We start from the raw sequence: 17574 nt of genomic DNA, 5'->3' as shown, positions 1-17574 counted from the left end.
CGGACCTGCCTTTCCGGAGTACGTGTTCGGGGCGGGAGTGGGCCCCTTGGATCTCATGAGGCGATGTGCGCGGGCGGTACGGGGCCGGCCCGTACCTGGCCCGGGGCGGCCGTGAGCGTGAGGACCATGGTGAGGCCGCCGCCGGGGGTGTCCTCGGCGTCCAGCGTGCCGCCCATGGACTCCACGAAGCCGCGGGCGACGGCGAGGCCGAGGCCGACTCCGGCGCCGCGCGGGGCGTCGCCGTACCGCTGGAACGGCTCGAATATGCGTTCCTTGGCCTCGTCGGGGACTCCACGTCCCCGGTCGGCCACTCGGAGCTCGACGCGTTCGCCCAGGGCGCTGGCGGCGACGGTGACGCGTTCCCTGCCGGGGCTGTACTTGACGGCGTTCTCGACGATGTTGGCGACGGCCCGCTCGAGCAGTCCCGGGTCGACGGCGACCATGGGCAGGGTCTCGGGGATGTCCAGGTCGACGCTGCCTTCCGGTACGCCGCCGAGTGCCATCGGGACGACCTCGTCGAGGTCGAGCTCGCGGATCAGCGGGGTGACCGTGCCGGTCTGCAGGCGCGACATGTCGAGCAGGTTGCCGACCAGGTGGTCCAGGCGGTCGGCACCGTCCTCGATGGCCGCGAGGAGCTCCGCCTCGTCCGCGTCGGACCAGGCGACGTCGTCGGAGCGCAGGGAGCTCACCGCGGCCTTGATGGCTGCCAGCGGGGTACGCAGGTCGTGGCTGACGGCTGCGAGCAGCGCGGTCCTGATCCGGTTGCCCTCGGCCAGCCTCCTGGCCGCCTCCGCCTCACCCACCAGGCGCTGGCGGTCGAGCACGACGACGGCCTGTGCGGCGAAGGCGCCGAGGACCCGGCGGTCCTCCGCGGGCAGCACACGGCCGGAGAGTGCCAGCGCCATGTGGTCGCCGACGGGCATGTCCACGTCCGCGTCTTCGGGCCGGGCCACCGGCGCGGGTCCGACGGACCCGGCGCAGGTCCAGGGCTCGACCTCACTCTGCCTCTCCAGGAGCGCCACGGATTCCATGCCGAAGGTTTCACGGACCCGCTCCAGCAGGGCGTCCAGCGCCGTCTCGCCCCGCAGGACGCTCCCGGCGAGGGTGGAGAGGATCTCCGACTCGGCGCGCAGCCGTGCGGCCTGGTGGGTGCGTCTCGCCGCGAGGTCGACCACCGAGGCGACCGCGACCGCCACCGCGAAGAAGATCACGATGGCGACGAAGTTCTCGGGATCCTGGACGGTCAGGGTGTGGGTCGGCGGCGTGAACCAGTAGTTCAGGAGCAGCGAGCCGGCGGCAGCGGAGGCGAGGGCGGGTGCCAGGCCTCCGAGCAGGGCCGCCGTGACGGTCATGAAGAGGAAGAGCAGGACGTCGTTGGCGAGTCCGGGCCCGTTCTCCAGGCCGTGCAGGAGGAGGGTCAGGAGGGCCGGACCGCCGACCCCCGCCGCCCAGCCGGAGATGATCCGGGTGCGGCTGAGCCGGGCTCCGCGCGCGATGGGCAGCCCGCGCCCCTTGGCGACCTCTTCGTGCGTGACGATGTGCACGTCGAGGTCGGGGCCGGACTCGCGGGCCACGGTGGCGCCGACCCCGGGGCCGTACACGTACTGCCAGGCCTTGCGGCGGCTGGAGCCGAGGACGATCTGGGTGGCGTTCACGCCCCGGGCGAACGCGAGGAGCGCGGTGGGTATGTCGTCGCCGATGACGTGGTGGAAGGTTCCCCCGAGATCCTCGACGAGGGTGCGCTGGACCGCCAGCTCCTTGGGTGAGGCGGAGGTCAGTCCGTCGCTGCGGGCGATGTACACGGCGAGGATCTCGCTGCCGGAGCCCTTGGCGGCCATCCGTGAGGCGCGGCGGATGAGCGTGCGGCCCTCGGGGCCGCCGGTCAGCCCTACGACGATGCGCTCGCGGGCCTGCCACGGGGCGCTGATGTCGTGTTCGCCGCGGTACTGCTGGAGGTACTCGTCGACCCTGTCGGCGACCCAGAGGAGGGCCAGCTCGCGGAGGGCGGTGAGGTTCCCGGGGCGGAAGTAGTTGGACAGGGCCGCGTCGACCTTGTCGGACTGGTAGATGTTGCCGTGGGCCATGCGGCGGCGCAGCGCCTGGGGCGACATGTCGACGAGCTCGATCTGGTCGGCACGGCGGGCGACCTCGTCGGGGATGGTCTCCTGCTGGCGCACCCCGGTTATGGACTCCACGACGTCGCCCAGGGACTCCAGGTGCTGGATGTTGACGGTGGACACCACGTCGATGCCGGCCTTGAGGAGTTCCTCGACGTCCTGCCAGCGCTTGGCGTTACGGGAGCCGGGCACATTGGTGTGGGCGAGTTCGTCGACGAGGGCTACGGCCGGCGCCCGCTCGAGGACGGCGTCGACGTCCATCTCCGCGAAGACGGCCGAGCGGTGTTCGATGTCGCGCAGCCGGATCTGCTCCAGGCCGTGCAACAGCACCTCGGTGCGCGGCCGGTCGTGGTGCTCCACGAACGCGACGACGCAGTCCGTGCCACGCTCCACCCGGCGGTGGGCCTCGGACAGCATCGCGTACGTCTTGCCGACGCCGGGTGCCGCACCCAGGTAGATCCGAAGCTTGCCGCGTGCCATGGCCCCATTGTCTTCTCTGTACCGGCTGCCGCAGACGCGGGAGCCGATGTCGAAGCTACCCCGAGAATTTCCGGCATATGGGGTCAGGGCCGGGCGCCGGGTCCGTATTGACGGGATTCTGATGCGGGGCCGGTGTCCACGGCCGTGGGGCCCCGCGTCCGCCCGCCGCTACGCGTGCTCGGCGATGTGCCCGTCACTGAGCTCGAGGACCCGGTCGGCGAAGCCGAGCAGCTGGGGGTCGTGGGTGGCGACGAGGACGGTGACGCCCTCGCTGCGCACGACGGCCCTCAACAACTGCATGACCGCGAGTCCGGTCTCCGCGTCCAGCTGCCCGGTGGGCTCGTCGGCGATCAGGAGGGCGGGACGGTTGGCGAGCGCGCGGGCGATGGCGACACGCTGCTGCTGGCCGCCGGAGAGCTCCCCGGGGCGCTGCTCGGCGTGGTCGCCGAGGCCCACCAGGGAGAGCAGCAGCGCCACCCGCTCCTCTCGCTCGTGGGGGTCGGTCCTGCGCAGGCGCATGGGGACACCGACGTTCTCCGCCGCGGTCAGGATGGGGAGGAGACCGAACGACTGGAAGATGAACCCGATCCGGTCCCTGCGCAGTTCCAGCAGCCCGTCCTCGCCGAGTCCGGCGAGATCGGTGCCGCCGACGGTGATCCGGCCGCTGTCCGGTGCGTCGAGGCCTCCGACGAGATTGAGCAGGGTGGTCTTGCCCGAACCGGAGCGGCCCTTGAGGGCGACGAGCTCTCCACGCGGGATCTCGAAGGAGACCCCCCGAAGGGCGTGCACCGCCGCCGCGCCGGACCCGTACGAGCGGTGCAGGTCCTCGACCCTCACCATGGGGCCGTCTGCCGGACTCTCGGCCAGGGCCGTTCCGGTCCGTCCGCCCGTGCTCCGTGTCATCGCTCTCCCCCGCGCGTACGCCACCGTGCGTACCCGCTCCTTAGGCAGCCGTCAGTATGTGCATGAGGCACCCGGTGAGGCAATGGAAAGGCCGGTGGGCCGCACCCCCTCCCCGGGGTGCGGCCCACCGGCCTCGGCGGACGAGGGCGCGGTCAGCGCACCTCGGTGATCTCGGGTCCGCGCTGGAGCTGTCCCATCCCGCCGGAGAACTTCGAGCTCTCCTGGTCCTCCTGCTGCACGCCCTCGGGCACCATCTGCGCGTCGTCGGGGAGCTTGAGGACGATCGGGTCACGCGGGGCCATCGGGCCGTCGCCGCGGACGACGACGGTGTCCCGGAAGACCGTCTCCAGAAGCCCGGCGGCCTCCGGCTGCACCGCTCCCTGGCCGGAGATCACTCCGCGCAGGAACCAGCGCGGTCCGTCGACGCCCACGAAACGCACCAGCTGCACGCCGGTCTTCCCGTCCGGAAGCTGTACGGGGACCTGGGCGCGCAGCTCCCAGCCCAGCGGGCCTTCGACCTCGTCGATGACGCCGCCCTGCTGGGTGATGCCTGAGGCGATCTCCTCGCGCACCTCGCCCCAGATGCCCTCCTTCTTGGGGGCTGCGAAGGCCTGCAGCTGGACCGCGCTGTCGCGCACCACGACGGTGGCCGCGACGATCGCGTCGCCGGCGACCTCCACCCGGAGCTCCATGCCCTCGACTCCGGGCACGAAGATGCCGCCGAGGTCCACCCGGCCCTCGCCGGGCCGCGTCACCTCGGAGATGTCCCACGGCCCGTCGGGGCGGGGGGCCGGCGGAAGGTTGGTGCGGCGCGAGCCGCTCTCGGCCCCGGTGCCGTCGAGCTCGTCGGCGACCTGCTCGGCCTCGCGCGCTTCGTCCGCCGTGTCCTTGGCGGAACCACTGTTCTTGCGACGTCCGAACACGTCAACGTCCTTCCCGGTCGGATACGACCGAAGCGTAGCTGTTCCCACCCTGGGTGTTACCGCCCGTGACGCCGTCCACGGCGGCGTGGCCGCCGGTGGATCCGAAGCCCCCCTCGGCCCGCGCCGAACCGGGGAGCTCCGTCACCTCGTGGAAGCGCACCTTCTCGACCTGCTGGACGACCAGTTGGGCAATCCGGTCGAACCGTTCGAACCTCACGGTCTCCCGTGGGTCGAGATTGACCACGATGACCTTGATCTCCCCACGGTACCCGGCATCGACCGTCCCTGGGGCGTTCACGAGAGCCACTCCGCAGCGGGCCGCGAGGCCCGAACGGGGATGCACGAAGGCGGCGTAGCCGTCGGGCAGCGCGATCGACACCCCGGTGGGGAGCACCGCCCGTTCGCCAGGGGCGAGTTCGGCGGCCTCGGTGGTGACGAGATCGGCGCCCGCGTCGCCCGGGTGTCCGTAGCCGGGGATCGGCACGTCCGGGTCGACCCGGCGGATGAGTACGTCGACGGGGTGTCGCATCAGGGGTTCACCTCGAAGGCGCGGGCGCGCCTGACCTGGTCCGGGTCGGACATGGCCGCCTGGATCTCCTCCGGCCGTCCGTTGTCGATGAAGTGGTCCACCTTGACCTCGATGAAGAGGGCTTCCGCCCGGACCGCCACGGGTCCGTCGGGCCCCCCGGTCCTCCCCGTCGCCCGGCAGTAGATCTTCCGGCCGTGGACGGCGGTGACCTCGGCCTCCAGGAAGAGCACCGTGTCCACCGGCACCGGAAGGACGTAGTCGGTCTCCAGCCGTCCGGTCACCGCGATGACCCGCAGCATCCAGCTCAGCGCGCCGAGCGTCTCGTCCATCGCCGTGGCCAGGACCCCGCCGTGTGCCAGCCCCGGAGCGCCCTGATGGGCGGGCTTCACGGTGAATTCGGCGGTGACGCTCACGCCTTCCCCGGCGGTCGCCTGGAGGTGCAGTCCGTGCGGCTGCCCGCCACCACAGCCGAAACAGTGTTCGTAGTGGGAACCGAGGAGCTCTCCGGGCGCGGGGGCGTCGGGATGACGGACCGGCTCCACCGCGTCGGCGGGGGGTGTCAGGCGTGCAGATGTTCCACTCACAGGCGCAGACCTTACCCGCGCGGCGGACCGCGGGGCGCGCCGTGCCAAGCTTGCTTTCATGCAGCCTTCCGCACCTGCCTTCGACGAACGCCTCACCGCACCCCGTACGTGGTGGCTCATCGCCATCGGCATCGGCGTCGCCTGCGCGCTGATGCTCCTGCCGCTCGGCGCCCTGCCCATGCTCGGTGGCCTGGTCGCGGGTACGGCCGCGGCGTGCGCGGCCGTGAGCTCGTACGGCTCCGCGCGCATCCGGGTCGTGGCGGGCGCCCTCGTGGCGGGCGACGCCCGCATCCCTCTGGAAGCGCTCGGCGACGCCGAGGTGCTGGACGGGGAGGAGGCGCGCGCCTGGCGCTCGTACAAGGCGGATCCCCGCGCGTTCATGCTGCTGCGCAGCTACGTCCCGACGGCGGTGCGGGTGAAGGTCACGGATCCGGCCGACCCGACGCCGTACGTCTATCTGTCGACCCGGGAGCCGCAGGCTCTGGTGGCGGCCCTCGCGCCCGTGCCCGCCTGAGGGGTCAGCGGCCGGGGTCGTCCAGACCCTTCGGGAGCTCCTTGGCGGGCTTCGCGGGCTGTTCCAGCGGGGGAAGCTCCGGTAGACGGTCCCAGGGCACCTGCGTGCGCCGCAGGTCGTTCCTGACCCGGTCGGCGAGCTTTCTGGTGTCCCGCCGGTTCATCATCGCGCCGACGACGGCACCGACCATGAACGGGATGAGATTCGGCAGGTCGCGCACGGTGCGCTTCATGATCTGCTGACGCAGTTCGCGCTTCATCTGCCCGCCCAGCGCCGCGTTGAGCGTGGCGGGGCGCGAGACGTCGATGCCGCGCTCCTCCGTCCAGGACGTCAGATACGCGGTGCTGCGCTGGCCGAGATTGCCCGGCGGGCGCCGGCCGTAGACCTCGTGGAGCTCCGCGACGAGCTTCATCTCGACGGCGGCCACCCCGGTGATCTCGGCTGCCAGCTCGGCGAGCATGGCGGGTGGTACGGGCATCATCGCCGCCGCCCCGATGCCCGCGCCGACGGTCGCGGTGGCGTTGCACGCGCCCGCGACGAGCTTGTCGGCGAGCTCTTCGGGGCCCAGCCCCGGGAACTGCCTGCGCAGGGTGGCGAGGTCCCGCACAGGGATGCGGGGAGCCGCGTCGATGATGCGGTCGGCCACCAGGCCGACTGCGGCTGTGGCGCTCTCCCGGCTCTTGCGTACGCCTCGTTTCAGTGTGTGCAGACGGCCGGAGCCCTCGGAGGGCCGGTCCGGTCCGTTCCGCCCGGGCTCGGGGGACGCGTCGTCCGCCCTCACCGCTTCGAGCGAGGCCGGGTGGCCCCGCTCGTCGTCAGGTGTGCCGCCGGGAGAGGCCGGCAGGGCGGCCTGGTGCTCGGCAGCGGGGCTTGCGCCCTCTGCCGGGCCTGTGCCGCCCTGATGTGCCTCCGACGACTTCGTGCGCCGCAAGCGCCGCTTCCGGAACGGTGTGTCGCCTGCCACGGCCGGCCTGCCTCAGTCGCAGTCGCGGCAGATGGGCTGGCCGTTCTTCTCCCGCGCCAGCTGGCTCCTGTGGTGCACGAGGAAGCAGCTCATGCAGGTGAACTCATCGGCCTGCTTGGGCAGAACCCGCACGGCCAGCTCTTCGTTGGACAGGTCTGCTCCGGGCAGCTCCAGTCCTTCTGCCGCGTCGAACTCGTCCACGTCGACGGCGGATGCCGTCTTGTCGCTCCGACGAGCCTTGAGCTCTTCGAGGCTGTCCTGGTCCACGTCGTCGTCGGTCTTGCGTGGGGTGTCGTAATCCGTTGCCATGTCGCTCTCCCCCTCATGGGTGTCTGCGGTGTCTCAGCGCACGTAACGCGTGAGAGGCCGGACTTGTGCCCGACCTGAGGCGGAGATTTTGCCTCACATCAAGGTCTGTTACTCAATCGACACCCAACCGGATCTCTCGTGAGCGATCAGCTTGGGTGGCGATGGGGACCGTACACGGTCCGATTGCTGCAGTTCACGGGCGCCACCCCGTGTACTTCCCGTGATATCGCCCCCCGGAAACCCGGACGTTTCCAGGCTTTCGGGGATGGATGTGATCACGGAGAGTAGAGAGACCGAAATTCGCTTCTGTGATCGATCACACAGGGACGGAACAGTAAAGGGGTTCGAAAATTCCGCCCAAAGCGAACAGGGCGATCCAATGCCGCTTCACACCGTGAAGCCTCTCAGACCGGCAGGGTGACGCGCATCACGAGACCACCGCCCTCGCGGGGCTCCGCGATGATACGGCCTCCGTGGGCCCTCGCGACGGATCGCGCGATCGACAGGCCGAGCCCGACGCCCTTGTCGCTGCCCGTGCGCTCCGTACGCAGCCGCCTGAACGGTTCGAACAGGTTGTCGATCTCGTACGCGGGCACCACAGGCCCGGTGTTCGTGACCACCAGGAGCGCCTGCCCGTGCTGGAGCTCGGTGGTGACCTCCACCCAGCCGTTCTCCGCCACGTTGTAGCGCACGGCGTTCTGCACGAGGTTCAGCGCGATGCGCTCCAGGAGGACTCCGTTGCCCTGTACGACGGCCTGGGCACGCTCGCCACGCACCTCGACCCTCTTCGCCGCCGCCTCGGCCCTGGTCTGGTCGATGGCGCGGTCGGCGACCTCGGCGAGGTTCACGGGCTTGCGTTCGACGATCTGGTTGTCGCTGCGGGCGAGCAGCAGCAGCCCTTCGACCAGCTGCTCACTGCGTTCGTTCGTGGCCAGGAGCGTCTTGCCCAGCTGGTGGAGCTCGGGAGAGGCCTCCGGGTCGGAGAGATGGACCTCGAGGAGGGTCCGGTTGATCGCGAGCGGCGTACGCAGTTCGTGCGAGGCGTTGCCCACGAAGCGCTGCTGGGCGGTGAACGCCCTCTCCAGGCGGTCCAGCATCTCGTCGAAGGTGTCCGCGAGCTCCTTCAGCTCGTCGTCCGGTCCGTCCAGCTCGATCCGGCGGGTCAGGTCCGTCCCGACCACGCGGCGTGCGGTGCGGGTGATCCGGCCGAGCGGTGACAGCACGCGGCCCGCCATGGCGTAACCGAAGGCGAAGGCGATGACGCTGAGTCCCACGAGGGCCAGCAGTGAGCGGTTCAGCAGGTCGTCGAGGGCGTGGTCGCGCTGCTGGTTGGCACAGGCGTTCAGAGCGGCGTTGAAGTCGTCCGGGCTCGCCTTGATCGGAAGCTCGCAGACCTCGCTGGTGACCTGCCCGTTGACCACCTCGAACGGCAGGTCACTGCCCACGTCCAGGGCCTGCGCCGCCAGCATGTAGATGATCGAGAGCAGGAGGATGCCCGCGATCAGGAACATCCCGCCGTACAGCAGCGTGAGCCGTATCCGGATGGTCGGGCGCAGCCAGGGGTACGGCGATTCCTGCGGCTTCGGTTCCCAGGTCGGTTTCGGAGGTGCCTTCAGGGGGGTGGGGGAGGCTGCCATCACGCCCTCAGATCCGGTATCCGGAGCCGGGGACGGTGATGATGACCGGGGGCTCACCGAGCTTGCGGCGCAGGGTCATGACGGTGACCCGCACCACGTTGGTGAACGGGTCGGTGTTCTCGTCCCACGCCTTCTCCAGCAGCTGCTCGGCCGAGACGACCGCGCCCTCGCTGCGCATCAGGACCTCCAGGACGGCGAACTCCTTCGGAGCGAGCTGGATCTCCTGCTCGTCCCGGAAGACCTCGCGGCGGTTGGGGTCGAGCTTGATGCCGGCCCGCTCCAGCACGGGCGGGAGCGCGACCGTGGTGCGGCGCCCCAGGGCGCGTACCCGCGCCGTCAGCTCGCTGAAGGCGAAGGGCTTGGGCAGGTAGTCGTCCGCACCGAGCTCCAGGCCTTCGACCCGGTCGCTGACGTCACCGGACGCGGTGAGCATGAGCACCCTGGTGGGCATGCCGAGCTCGACGATCCTGCGGCAGACGTCGTCCCCGTGCACCACCGGGAGGTCCCGGTCCAGCACGACGACGTCGTAGTCGTTGACCCCTACGCGCTCGAGAGCCGCCGCTCCGTCGTAGACGACGTCGACGGCCATGGCCTCCCGGCGCAGCCCGGTGGCCACCGCATCGGCGAGCAGCTGCTCGTCCTCGACGACGAGTACGCGCACGGCGCAGTCCTTCCCTAGATCCACGAAAAAAGGGCGAGCGGCCTTCGTTCCGGCCGCTCGCTGCACGTCAGCGGCACCGACTGTGCGCGTCCATCCTGCCCGGAACACGCGTAAACCGGCGGTAAGACGGCGCGGCACCGGCCGCCGCTCCAGGGAATCGTTCGGATTTCCGGGCCAGTTGAGGTTTCTCGCGGGTGGGCGGCGGGGAGGACGCTCTCACACCCGCCGATCACGCCCTGCATGTGGCGTCGCCACCGCCCGTCCTGCATCCAGAGGGACTGGCGTGATCACCCGCACTCCGGCCCGAGGGCCGGAGGACCACCGGGCACACCCCCGTGCCACCGACCCACGACGAGGGGGCGCTTCATGGACGCTTTCACCGCAGGTCTGCTGCAACGAATCAAGACCACCGAGTCCGACCTCACGAGGGCTCGCGAGACCGGCGACGACTTCCTCGCGGACGTCGAGCAGGGAGAGCTGGACGACCTGCACCGCCTCGCCGCCGAGCACGGCGTGGAGATCAGCGCCACGAGCGTCTGAGCCGCCACGAGAGGGCCCCGGGAGCCGCCATGGCCCTCCGGGGCCCTCTCCTCGTTCCGGCGCCCTCCCTGGGTGCCCGCAGCAGCTCAGGGAGGGCATCGGTCAGTCGTGCCAGGCCCCCAGCTCCTCGAGCAGGGCCTGCAACGGCTCGAAGACGCCGGGGGTGGCCGCCACCGTCAGGTCTCCGTCCGCCGGCAGGCCGGGCCTGCCGCCGGTGAGCGCGCCGGCCTCCCGGGCGATGAGATCGCCGGCCGCCACGTCCCACGGGTGCAGGCCCCGCTCGTAGTAACCGTCGAGCCGGCCGGCCGCCACGTCGCAGAGCTCGATGGCGGCGGATCCCCCGCGCCGGATGTCGCGCAGCCGCGGAATCAGCTGCTGTGCCACGGCCGCCTGATGGCTGCGCACCTCGGTGACGTAGTTGAAGCCGGTCGCCACCAGCGCCTGGTCGAGAGGGGCCGTGGGGCGGCAGCTGAGTGCCTCCCCGTTCCCGTACGCGCCGCCGCCCAGCACCGCGTGGAACGTCTCGCGCCTCATCGGGGCCTCGACCACGCCGACGACCCGTTCGCCGTCGCGCTCGGCGGCGATGGAGACGGACCAGGTCGGGAGGCCGTAGAGGTAGTTCACCGTACCGTCGAGCGGGTCGATGACCCACCGGATACCGCTGCTGCCCTCGGCACTGGCGCCCTCCTCCCCGAGGAAGCCGTCGGCGGGACGGTGCTCGGAGAGGTAGCCGGTGATCAGCTTCTCCGCCCGGATGTCCATCTCGGTGACGACGTCGATCGGGCTGGACTTCGTCGCGGCCACCCCGAGGTCGGCCGGCCGGCCGTCACGCAGCAGCGCGCCGGCCCGGCGGGCCGCCTCCAGGGCGAGGTCGAGCAGTTCGGACAGGAGGGGGTCGGTCACAACGCTCCAGAGGTGGTGTCACGGCGCCGGCACGGGCTGTCGCTGCCCGCGCGGCGTGGAAGTCGGGCGGGTGGGCGTCAGAACGGGCTGTCGGCTCCGGCGGCGGCGGGCTTGAGGGCCCTGGCGGGGCAGCAGCCGACCGGGCAGAGGTCGTGGGAGGGACCGAGCGCGCCCAGGGCGCAGGGCGTCACGGGGCGGTCCCGTTCGGCGGCGGCGCGCTCCAGGAGGAGCTCGCGCACGGCGGCGGCGAACCGGGGGTCCGCGCCCACCGTCGCGGACCGGCGCACGGGCAGCCCCAGCTCGGCGGCCTTGGCGGTGGCCTCCGTGTCGAGGTCGTACAGCACCTCCATGTGGTCCGAGACGAAACCGATCGGGGCCATCACGACCGCCGGGACGCCGTCGCCGTGGAGCGTCTCCAGGTGGTCGCAGATGTCGGGCTCGAGCCACGGGATGTGCGGGGCGCCGCTGCGCGACTGGTAGACGAGCTGCCAGGGGTGCTCGATGCCCGTCTCCTCCCGCACGGCCTCGGAGATCAGCCGGGCGACGTCCAGGTGCTCGGCCACGTAGGAGCCGCCGTCGCCGTGTGTCTCCACCGGCCCGGAGGTGTCGGCCGCGGAGACCGGGATGGAGTGCGTGGTGAACGCGAGGTGCGCCCCCGCCCTGACGTCCTCGGGGAGGTCGGCCAGCGACGCCAGCACGCCGTCCACCATGGGCCCTACGAAGCCGGGGTGGTTGAAGTAGTGCCGCAGCTTGTCCACGCGGGGCACCGGGAGCCCTTCCGCCTCCAGCGCGGCCAGCGACTCCGCCAGATTCTCCCGGTACTGCCTGCAGCCCGAGTACGAGGCGTAGGCGCTGGTGGCGAGCACGGCGATCCGGCGGTGGCCGTCCGTGACCATCTCGCGGAGGGTGTCGGTGAGGTACGGGGCCCAGTTGCGGTTGCCCCAGTACACCGGCAGCTCCAGGGCGTGATCCGCGAGATCCTTGCGCAGGGCGTCGAGCAGCGCTCTGTTCTGCGCGTTGATCGGGCTGACGCCGCCGAAGAGGAAATAGTGCTTGCCGACCTCTTTCAGCCGTTCTTCGGGGATGCCCCGGCCACGTGTCACGTTCGCCAGGAACGGGACCACGTCGTCAGGGCCTTCGGGGCCTCCGAAGGAGAGCAGCAGCAGGGCGTCGTAGGGCGCGGGATCACGCAGATCGGACATGCACCCGATCCTGCCACCCGCCTCGGACAGAACGGCAACCGCCGTGGGCCGGCGGCACCCGTAAGCTGTATCAGCCCCTCGCACACCTGACAGGCCTTCCCGGAGCTCCCCCGTGCCCAGTCCCTACCGCGCCATCTTCGCCGCCCCGGGAAGCCGGGAGTTCTCGGCGGCCGGATTCTTCGGCCGGATGCCGCTGTCCATGATGGGGATCGGCGTGGTGACGATGGTCTCCCAGCTGACCGGCCGCTACGGACTGGCGGGGGCCCTCTCCGCGACGCTCGCCATGGCGGCGGCCGTCATGGGGCCACAGGTCTCGCGGATGGTCGACCGGCACGGGCAGCGCCGTGTCCTGCGCCCCGTGACGCTGTTCGCGGCCGCGTCGGTCGCGGGGCTGCTGGTCTGCGCCCAGCAGAGGATGCCCGACTGGACCCTGTTCGTCTTCGCCGCGGGCGCCGGCTGCGTCCCGAGCGTGGGGTCGATGGTCCGGTCCCGCTGGGCCGAGATCTACCGGGGCTCCGGCCGGCAGCTGCACACCGCGTACGCGTGGGAGTCGATCGTCGACGAGGTGTGCTTCATCTTCGGGCCCATCATCTCGATCGGCCTGTCCACCGCGTGGTTCCCGGAGGCGGGGCCCCTGATCGCCGGTGTGTTCCTCGTGATCGGTGTCTTCTGGCTGACCGCCCAGCGCGCCACCGAGCCCAGGCCGCACCCCAAGGAGCACCACACGGGCGGCTCGGCCCTGCGTTCCTCCGGACTCCAGGTGCTGGTGATCACCTTCGTCGCCACCGGGGCGATCTTCGGGGCGGTGGACGTGGTGACGGTGGCCTTCGCCGAGGAGCGCGGCCACAAGGCGGCGGCGAGCCTCGTGCTCGCGGTCTACGCCCTGGGTTCGTGTCTCGCCGGAGCCGTCTTCGGGCTGCTGCACCTGCGGGGGAAGCCGTCCACCAGGTGGCTGGTGGGGGTGTGCGCGATGGCCGTGAGTATGATCCCCCTCCAACTGGCCGGGAGCCTGCCGTTCCTGGCCGTGGCGCTCTTTGTCGCGGGCCTCGCCATCGCACCGACGATGGTCACCACGATGGCCCTCGTCGAACAGCACGTACCGCGCACCCAGCTGACCGAGGGCATGACCTGGACCAGTACCGGACTCGCGGTCGGAGTGGCGCTCGGCTCCTCTGCCGCAGGCTGGGTGGTCGACGCCTCGGGGGCCGAGGCGGGGTACGCGGTGCCCGCCGTTGCGGGAGCGCTCGCGGCCGCGGTGGCGTTCCTGGGGTATCGCCGGCTCGCGGAGCCGGTGCCTACGGGAGGGCGCGGGGAAGATGAACGACACCTACGCACGGACGGCGAACACGTGGCGTAACTGGGCGGGCAACGTCACCGCCCGGCCTGTCCGCGTCGAGTCCCCCGCCTCCGTCGACGAGCTCGCCGACGCGCTCCGCAGGGCGTCCGAGGACGGTCTGACCGTCAAGCCCGTCGGCACCGGTCATTCGTTCACCGCGGCCGCGGCGACCGACGGGGTCCTCATACGCCCGGACCTGCTCACCGGCATACGCGACGTCGACCGCGAGGCGATGACCGTGACGGTCGAGGCCGGCACGCCGCTGAAGCGCCTCAACGCCGCGCTCGCCCGCGAGGGGCTCTCCCTGACCAACATGGGCGACATCATGGAGCAGACGGTCGCGGGGGCCACCTCCACGGGCACCCATGGCACCGGCCGCGACTCCGCCTCGGTCTCCGCGCAGATCCGTGCGCTGGAGCTGGTCACAGCCGACGGCTCGGTACTGCGCTGCTCCGCCGACGAGCACCCGGACGTCTTCGCGGCGGCCCGGATCGGACTCGGGGCGCTCGGTGTGGTCACCGCGGTCACGTTCGCGGTGGAGCCGGTCTTCCTGCTGACGGCCCGCGAGGAGCCGATGACCTTCGACCGGGTAACAGCCGATTTCGACCAGATGGTCACAGAGAACGAGCACTTCGAGTTCTACTGGTTCCCGCACACGGCCAACTGCAACACCAAGCGCAACAACCGGAGCGCGGGCCCCGCCGCTCCGCCCGGCCGGGTCAGCGGATGGATCGAGGACGAACTGCTGTCGAACGGCGCCTTCCAGGTCGCCTGCTCGGTCGGCCGGGTGGTTCCGGGAGCCATCCCCTCGATCGCCCGGATCTCCAGCCGCGCGCTGTCGGCCCGTACGTACACCGACATCCCGTACAAGGTGTTCACCAGTCCCAGGCGGGTCCGCTTCGTCGAGATGGAGTACGCCCTGCCGCGCGAGGCGGCGGTAGAGGCCCTGCGTGAGCTCAAGGCCATGGTGGAGCGCTCACCGCTGCGGATCAGTTTCCCGGTGGAGGTCCGCACGGCACCCGCGGACGACATCGCGCTCTCCACGGCCTCGGGCCGGGAGAGCGCGTACGTCGCGGTGCATCTGTACCGGGGCACGCCCTACCAGGCGTACTTCACGGCCGTCGAGCGGCTCATGACGGGATACGACGGCCGTCCGCACTGGGGCAAGATCCACACCCGGGACTCCGGGTACCTGGCCGGGACCTACTCCCGCTTCGGCGAGTTCACCGCCCTGCGGGACCGGCTCGACCCGGACAGGCTGTTCGCCAACGACTACCTGCGCCGGGTGCTCGGCGACTGAGAGCGGCGGGTCCGGCCGTGCGGCCTGGACCGGCTCACCGGCCGGCGTCCGGTCCGGCCGCGCCGTCCTCCCGGACGGCCGGGGCGTCGTCGGTCGCGGTCGGCTCCGGTTCCGGTCCCGTCGGGGTGACGTCGTCGCCGGGTGCCGTCGGGCTGGTGGGTTCCGGGGCCGTGGACCCGCCGGAGGCGGAGGGTGCGGGGGTGGGCCCGGACGTGGTGCCGTCGGTCGTCCCGGGCCGCTCGCTCACCCCGTCCCCGGGGTCCGTACCGGGCGTGGTCGCGTCGTCGCCCCCGGGGCTGCGGCCGTCGTCGCCGTTCTCCTCCTGGCCGCTGCCCCCGGTGCTGCCCGAGGGCTGGGGCGTGGTCGCTCCGCCGTCGCGCTCCCCTCGCACGACGGAGCCGACGGTCGTTCCGCCGTTGCCGCCCAGATCGTGCCCGGAGACCACTTCGTACACGGTGATTCCGCCCATGGCCAGGACGAAGACCCCGGCAGCGGCGAGGGCCGAGCGCTTCCAGCCCCGGACGCGGGTGCCGTGCGTACGGGCGCCGGAGAAGGAGTCGTCCACAGGCGCGTCGCCGGGGGCCGGGCCGCCGGGCCGGACCTGCCGCAGCATCGTCGTGCGCTCCAGGTCACCGGGCCCGGCCTGCCGCAGCATCGTCGTGCGCTCCGGGTCACCGGGCCCGGCCTGGGGCAGGACCGTGGTGCGGTCCAGGTCGGGGTCGGGCTCCACCGTGCGCAGCACCCTCGTCGCGTCGTCCTCCGGCCTCCGCGGCGCGCGGGAGGTCTCCCGGGTGCGCACCGTGACCTGACGGCCCGCCGGGTGTTTCACCTGGACGGTGACCTCGCGGATCTGCTCACCCGTGCGACTGAAGAAGTGCTGGAAGACGGAGCCCCCGCAGGTGGCCACGATGCTCATCACGCCGGCGCCCGCGATGGTTCCGTACACACCGAGCTGTGAGGCCATCACCGCCGCGGCGACCGCCGCGAGAGCGCTGCCCGCGACCTGCGGCAGGCTCAGATCTATGCGCCTTTCCTTACGTTCCGCATCGTTATGCGGCTTCTGAACCATGATCAGCCCTCGCTCGACAACCACCCCACCTTGCACCTTGAAGGGACATTTGAGCGAATCAGATAGTTCCGATTCTGGAGATTTTGTGAAGCAGCACACGCATCGCGGGCATACCGACGACAACTGGGTAACCCAACTCCCGCGCCCCGCGACAACTTCGGCGGCGCGCCGGTCCACCCCGGTGGCCCGAATGGAGTACTGTGGCGAGCCCTGGGGCCGGACTCCCACACGGGTATCCGGGACCTACGGGAGGGGGCCGAAGACGGCACTCGAACCGGCGGCGCCGCGGCATCGCACGGGCGCCTGCCACATGGAGCGATCAACCGGTCGCTCCACGTGGCGAACAGGTAACCGTGCCATTCTGGGGTTCCAGGGCCAAGGCCCGACACGCCGGGTAACTTGGCAAGGTTGTGGCAGGCTGAACCCGGGCAGGTCACACTCGACTAGCGGAAGCAGCGACGCACGTGACGTCGGCAGGCACCACCCGGGAGGTTCCCATGCCCGAACTGCGTGTCGTGGCCGTCTCAAACGACGGCACACGACTGGTGCTCAAGGCTGCGGACAGCACGGAGTACACGCTTCCGATCGATGAGCGGCTGCGTGCCGCCGTGCGCAACGACCGCGCCCGGCTCGGCCAGATCGAGATCGAGGTGGAGAGTCATCTCCGCCCGCGCGACATCCAGGCGCGTATACGTGCCGGCGCCTCCGCCGAGGAGGTCGCCCAGTTCGCCGGCATCCCGGTGGACCGGGTACGCCGCTTCGAGGGCCCCGTGCTCGCGGAGCGCGCGTTCATGGCCGAGCGCGCCCGGAAGACACCTGTGCGCCGTCCCGGCGAGAACACCGGACCCCAGCTCGGCGAGGCGGTGCAGGAGCGGCTGCTGCTGCGCGGCGCCGACCGGGAGACCGTCCAGTGGGATTCCTGGCGCCGTGACGACGGCACCTGGGAGGTCCTCCTGGTCTACCGCGTCGCGGGCGAACCGCACTCCGCGAGCTGGACGTACGACGCGCCGCGACGGCTGGTCCAGGCCGTGGACGAGGAGGCGCGCTCGCTGATCGGCGAGACCGACGACGTCGCGGCTCCGGAGCCGAGCTTCCCGTTCGTGCCCCGGATCGCACGGCTGCCGCGCGACCGGCCGCTGGACCGCGCACTGGACCGCCAGATCGAGCGCCCCGCCCCCGAGCCGGAGGAGCGCGTCGGCGGTGTGTCGGCGAGCGAGCGCGACTCGCTGACCAGCCTCCTCGAGGCGGTGCCGAGCTTCCGGGGCGACATGGTCGTCCCCGAGCGGCCCTCGCAGCCGGAACCGCCCGCCCTCGAGCCCGCGCCGCAGCAGGAGCCCGAGGCGGACGAACCACCGGCCGCGGCGGCGTCCGCCGGCGCGGGTTCCGCCTACGCCGACGTACTGATGCCCCGCGCGGTGGCCGGACACCGTGACCGGCTCACCGGGACGACGGACCGGCAGGCCGAGGCCGACGGGGTACGCCCGGGACGCAGGGCCGCGGTGCCCAGCTGGGACGAGATCGTCTTCGGCACGCGCCGGAAGAAGCAGGACTGAGGACCGTTCGGGTCCGCGGCATGAGGAGGGCCCGTACGCAGCCGCGTACG

The 17574-nt window shown here is 71.5% G+C and carries 17 protein-coding genes; 5 read left to right on the top strand and 12 right to left on the bottom strand.

Going from position 1 to position 17574, the window contains the following annotated elements; genetic code table 11:
• Window positions 1-53: 53 nt before the first annotated feature.
• The 5 genes from OO67_RS18865 to OO67_RS18845 all read right to left on the bottom strand — a co-directional run bounded on the left by OO67_RS18865 (window position 54) and on the right by OO67_RS18845 (window position 5536).
• On the bottom strand, window positions 54-2597 hold the full coding sequence (locus tag OO67_RS18865) for a DUF4118 domain-containing protein (protein ID WP_033301878.1): 2544 nt from the start codon (window positions 2595-2597) through the stop codon (window positions 54-56).
• Window positions 2598-2765: 168 nt separating this feature from the next.
• Entirely contained in the window at window positions 2766-3500 is a 735-nt protein-coding gene (locus OO67_RS18860) for an ABC transporter ATP-binding protein (protein WP_033301877.1), read from the bottom strand.
• A 152-nt stretch (window positions 3501-3652) separates the two neighbouring features.
• Window positions 3653-4423, bottom strand: coding sequence for a DUF3710 domain-containing protein (locus OO67_RS18855; protein ID WP_033301875.1), 771 nt, complete (start codon window positions 4421-4423; stop codon window positions 3653-3655).
• 1 nt (window position 4424) lies between these two features.
• A complete protein-coding gene (gene dut, locus OO67_RS18850) occupies window positions 4425-4952 on the bottom strand; it encodes a dUTP diphosphatase (protein WP_014153608.1) in 528 nt (175 codons plus the stop codon).
• Window positions 4952-5536: a PaaI family thioesterase gene (locus OO67_RS18845; RefSeq protein ID WP_033301873.1), complete on the bottom strand. Its 585-nt coding sequence runs from the start codon at window positions 5534-5536 to the stop codon at window positions 4952-4954. Before OO67_RS18845 ends, dut begins: the two co-directional genes overlap by 1 nt.
• A gap of 58 nt (window positions 5537-5594) precedes the next feature.
• Here OO67_RS18845 and OO67_RS18840 point away from each other — a divergent pair, with 58 nt between their 5' ends.
• Window positions 5595-6050: a DUF3093 domain-containing protein gene (locus OO67_RS18840; protein ID WP_033301872.1), complete on the top strand. Its 456-nt coding sequence runs from the start codon at window positions 5595-5597 to the stop codon at window positions 6048-6050.
• Window positions 6051-6054: 4 nt separating this feature from the next.
• On the opposite strand, the gene OO67_RS18835 is transcribed toward OO67_RS18840, so the two are convergent.
• The 4 genes from OO67_RS18835 to OO67_RS18820 form a co-directional block, all read right to left on the bottom strand.
• Window positions 6055-7014: a hypothetical protein gene (locus OO67_RS18835; protein WP_033301870.1), complete on the bottom strand. Its 960-nt coding sequence runs from the start codon at window positions 7012-7014 to the stop codon at window positions 6055-6057.
• A 12-nt stretch (window positions 7015-7026) separates the two neighbouring features.
• A complete protein-coding gene (locus OO67_RS18830; RefSeq protein ID WP_003965732.1) occupies window positions 7027-7323 on the bottom strand; it encodes a DUF4193 domain-containing protein in 297 nt (98 codons plus the stop codon).
• Between the two features lie 404 nt (window positions 7324-7727).
• Window positions 7728-8960, bottom strand: coding sequence for a sensor histidine kinase (locus OO67_RS18825; RefSeq protein ID WP_033301868.1), 1233 nt, complete (start codon window positions 8958-8960; stop codon window positions 7728-7730).
• A 7-nt stretch (window positions 8961-8967) separates the two neighbouring features.
• Entirely contained in the window at window positions 8968-9621 is a 654-nt protein-coding gene (locus OO67_RS18820) for a response regulator transcription factor (protein ID WP_033301864.1), read from the bottom strand.
• Between the two features lie 366 nt (window positions 9622-9987).
• Here OO67_RS18820 and OO67_RS39020 point away from each other — a divergent pair, with 366 nt between their 5' ends.
• A complete protein-coding gene (locus OO67_RS39020; protein WP_167359495.1) occupies window positions 9988-10161 on the top strand; it encodes a hypothetical protein in 174 nt (57 codons plus the stop codon).
• Window positions 10162-10263: 102 nt separating this feature from the next.
• Here the strand turns inward: OO67_RS39020 and OO67_RS18815 are convergent, their stop codons facing one another.
• Window positions 10264-11064, bottom strand: coding sequence for an inositol monophosphatase family protein (locus OO67_RS18815; RefSeq protein WP_033301862.1), 801 nt, complete (start codon window positions 11062-11064; stop codon window positions 10264-10266).
• A gap of 77 nt (window positions 11065-11141) precedes the next feature.
• Window positions 11142-12266 (bottom strand): ferrochelatase, encoded by a 1125-nt coding sequence (locus tag OO67_RS18810; RefSeq protein WP_033301859.1) that lies wholly within the window; start codon window positions 12264-12266, stop codon window positions 11142-11144.
• Between the two features lie 112 nt (window positions 12267-12378).
• Between OO67_RS18810 and OO67_RS18805 the strand changes: the two genes are divergently transcribed.
• Window positions 12379-13623 (top strand): MFS transporter, encoded by a 1245-nt coding sequence (locus tag OO67_RS18805; RefSeq protein ID WP_033301856.1) that lies wholly within the window; start codon window positions 12379-12381, stop codon window positions 13621-13623.
• Window positions 13583-14902 carry a D-arabinono-1,4-lactone oxidase gene (locus OO67_RS18800; RefSeq protein ID WP_033301853.1) on the top strand — a complete coding sequence of 440 codons (1320 nt, stop codon included), beginning with the start codon at window positions 13583-13585 and terminating at the stop codon, window positions 14900-14902. The genes OO67_RS18805 and OO67_RS18800 overlap by 41 nt, the downstream gene beginning before the upstream one ends.
• A gap of 34 nt (window positions 14903-14936) precedes the next feature.
• Here the strand turns inward: OO67_RS18800 and OO67_RS18795 are convergent, their stop codons facing one another.
• Window positions 14937-15971, bottom strand: a complete 1035-nt coding sequence (locus tag OO67_RS18795) for a hypothetical protein (protein ID WP_033301851.1) — start codon at window positions 15969-15971, stop codon at window positions 14937-14939.
• Between the two features lie 497 nt (window positions 15972-16468).
• Here OO67_RS18795 and sepH point away from each other — a divergent pair, with 497 nt between their 5' ends.
• A complete protein-coding gene (gene sepH, locus OO67_RS18790) occupies window positions 16469-17524 on the top strand; it encodes a septation protein SepH (RefSeq protein ID WP_033302184.1) in 1056 nt (351 codons plus the stop codon).
• Window positions 17525-17574 lie beyond the last annotated feature (50 nt).

It is taken from the genome of Streptomyces atroolivaceus (genome assembly GCF_000717025.1).
GTDB lineage: Bacteria > Actinomycetota > Actinomycetes > Streptomycetales > Streptomycetaceae > Streptomyces > Streptomyces atroolivaceus.
The sequence above is the reverse complement of the archived record's forward strand: the minus strand, read 5'-3'. Positions and strand labels throughout refer to the sequence as shown.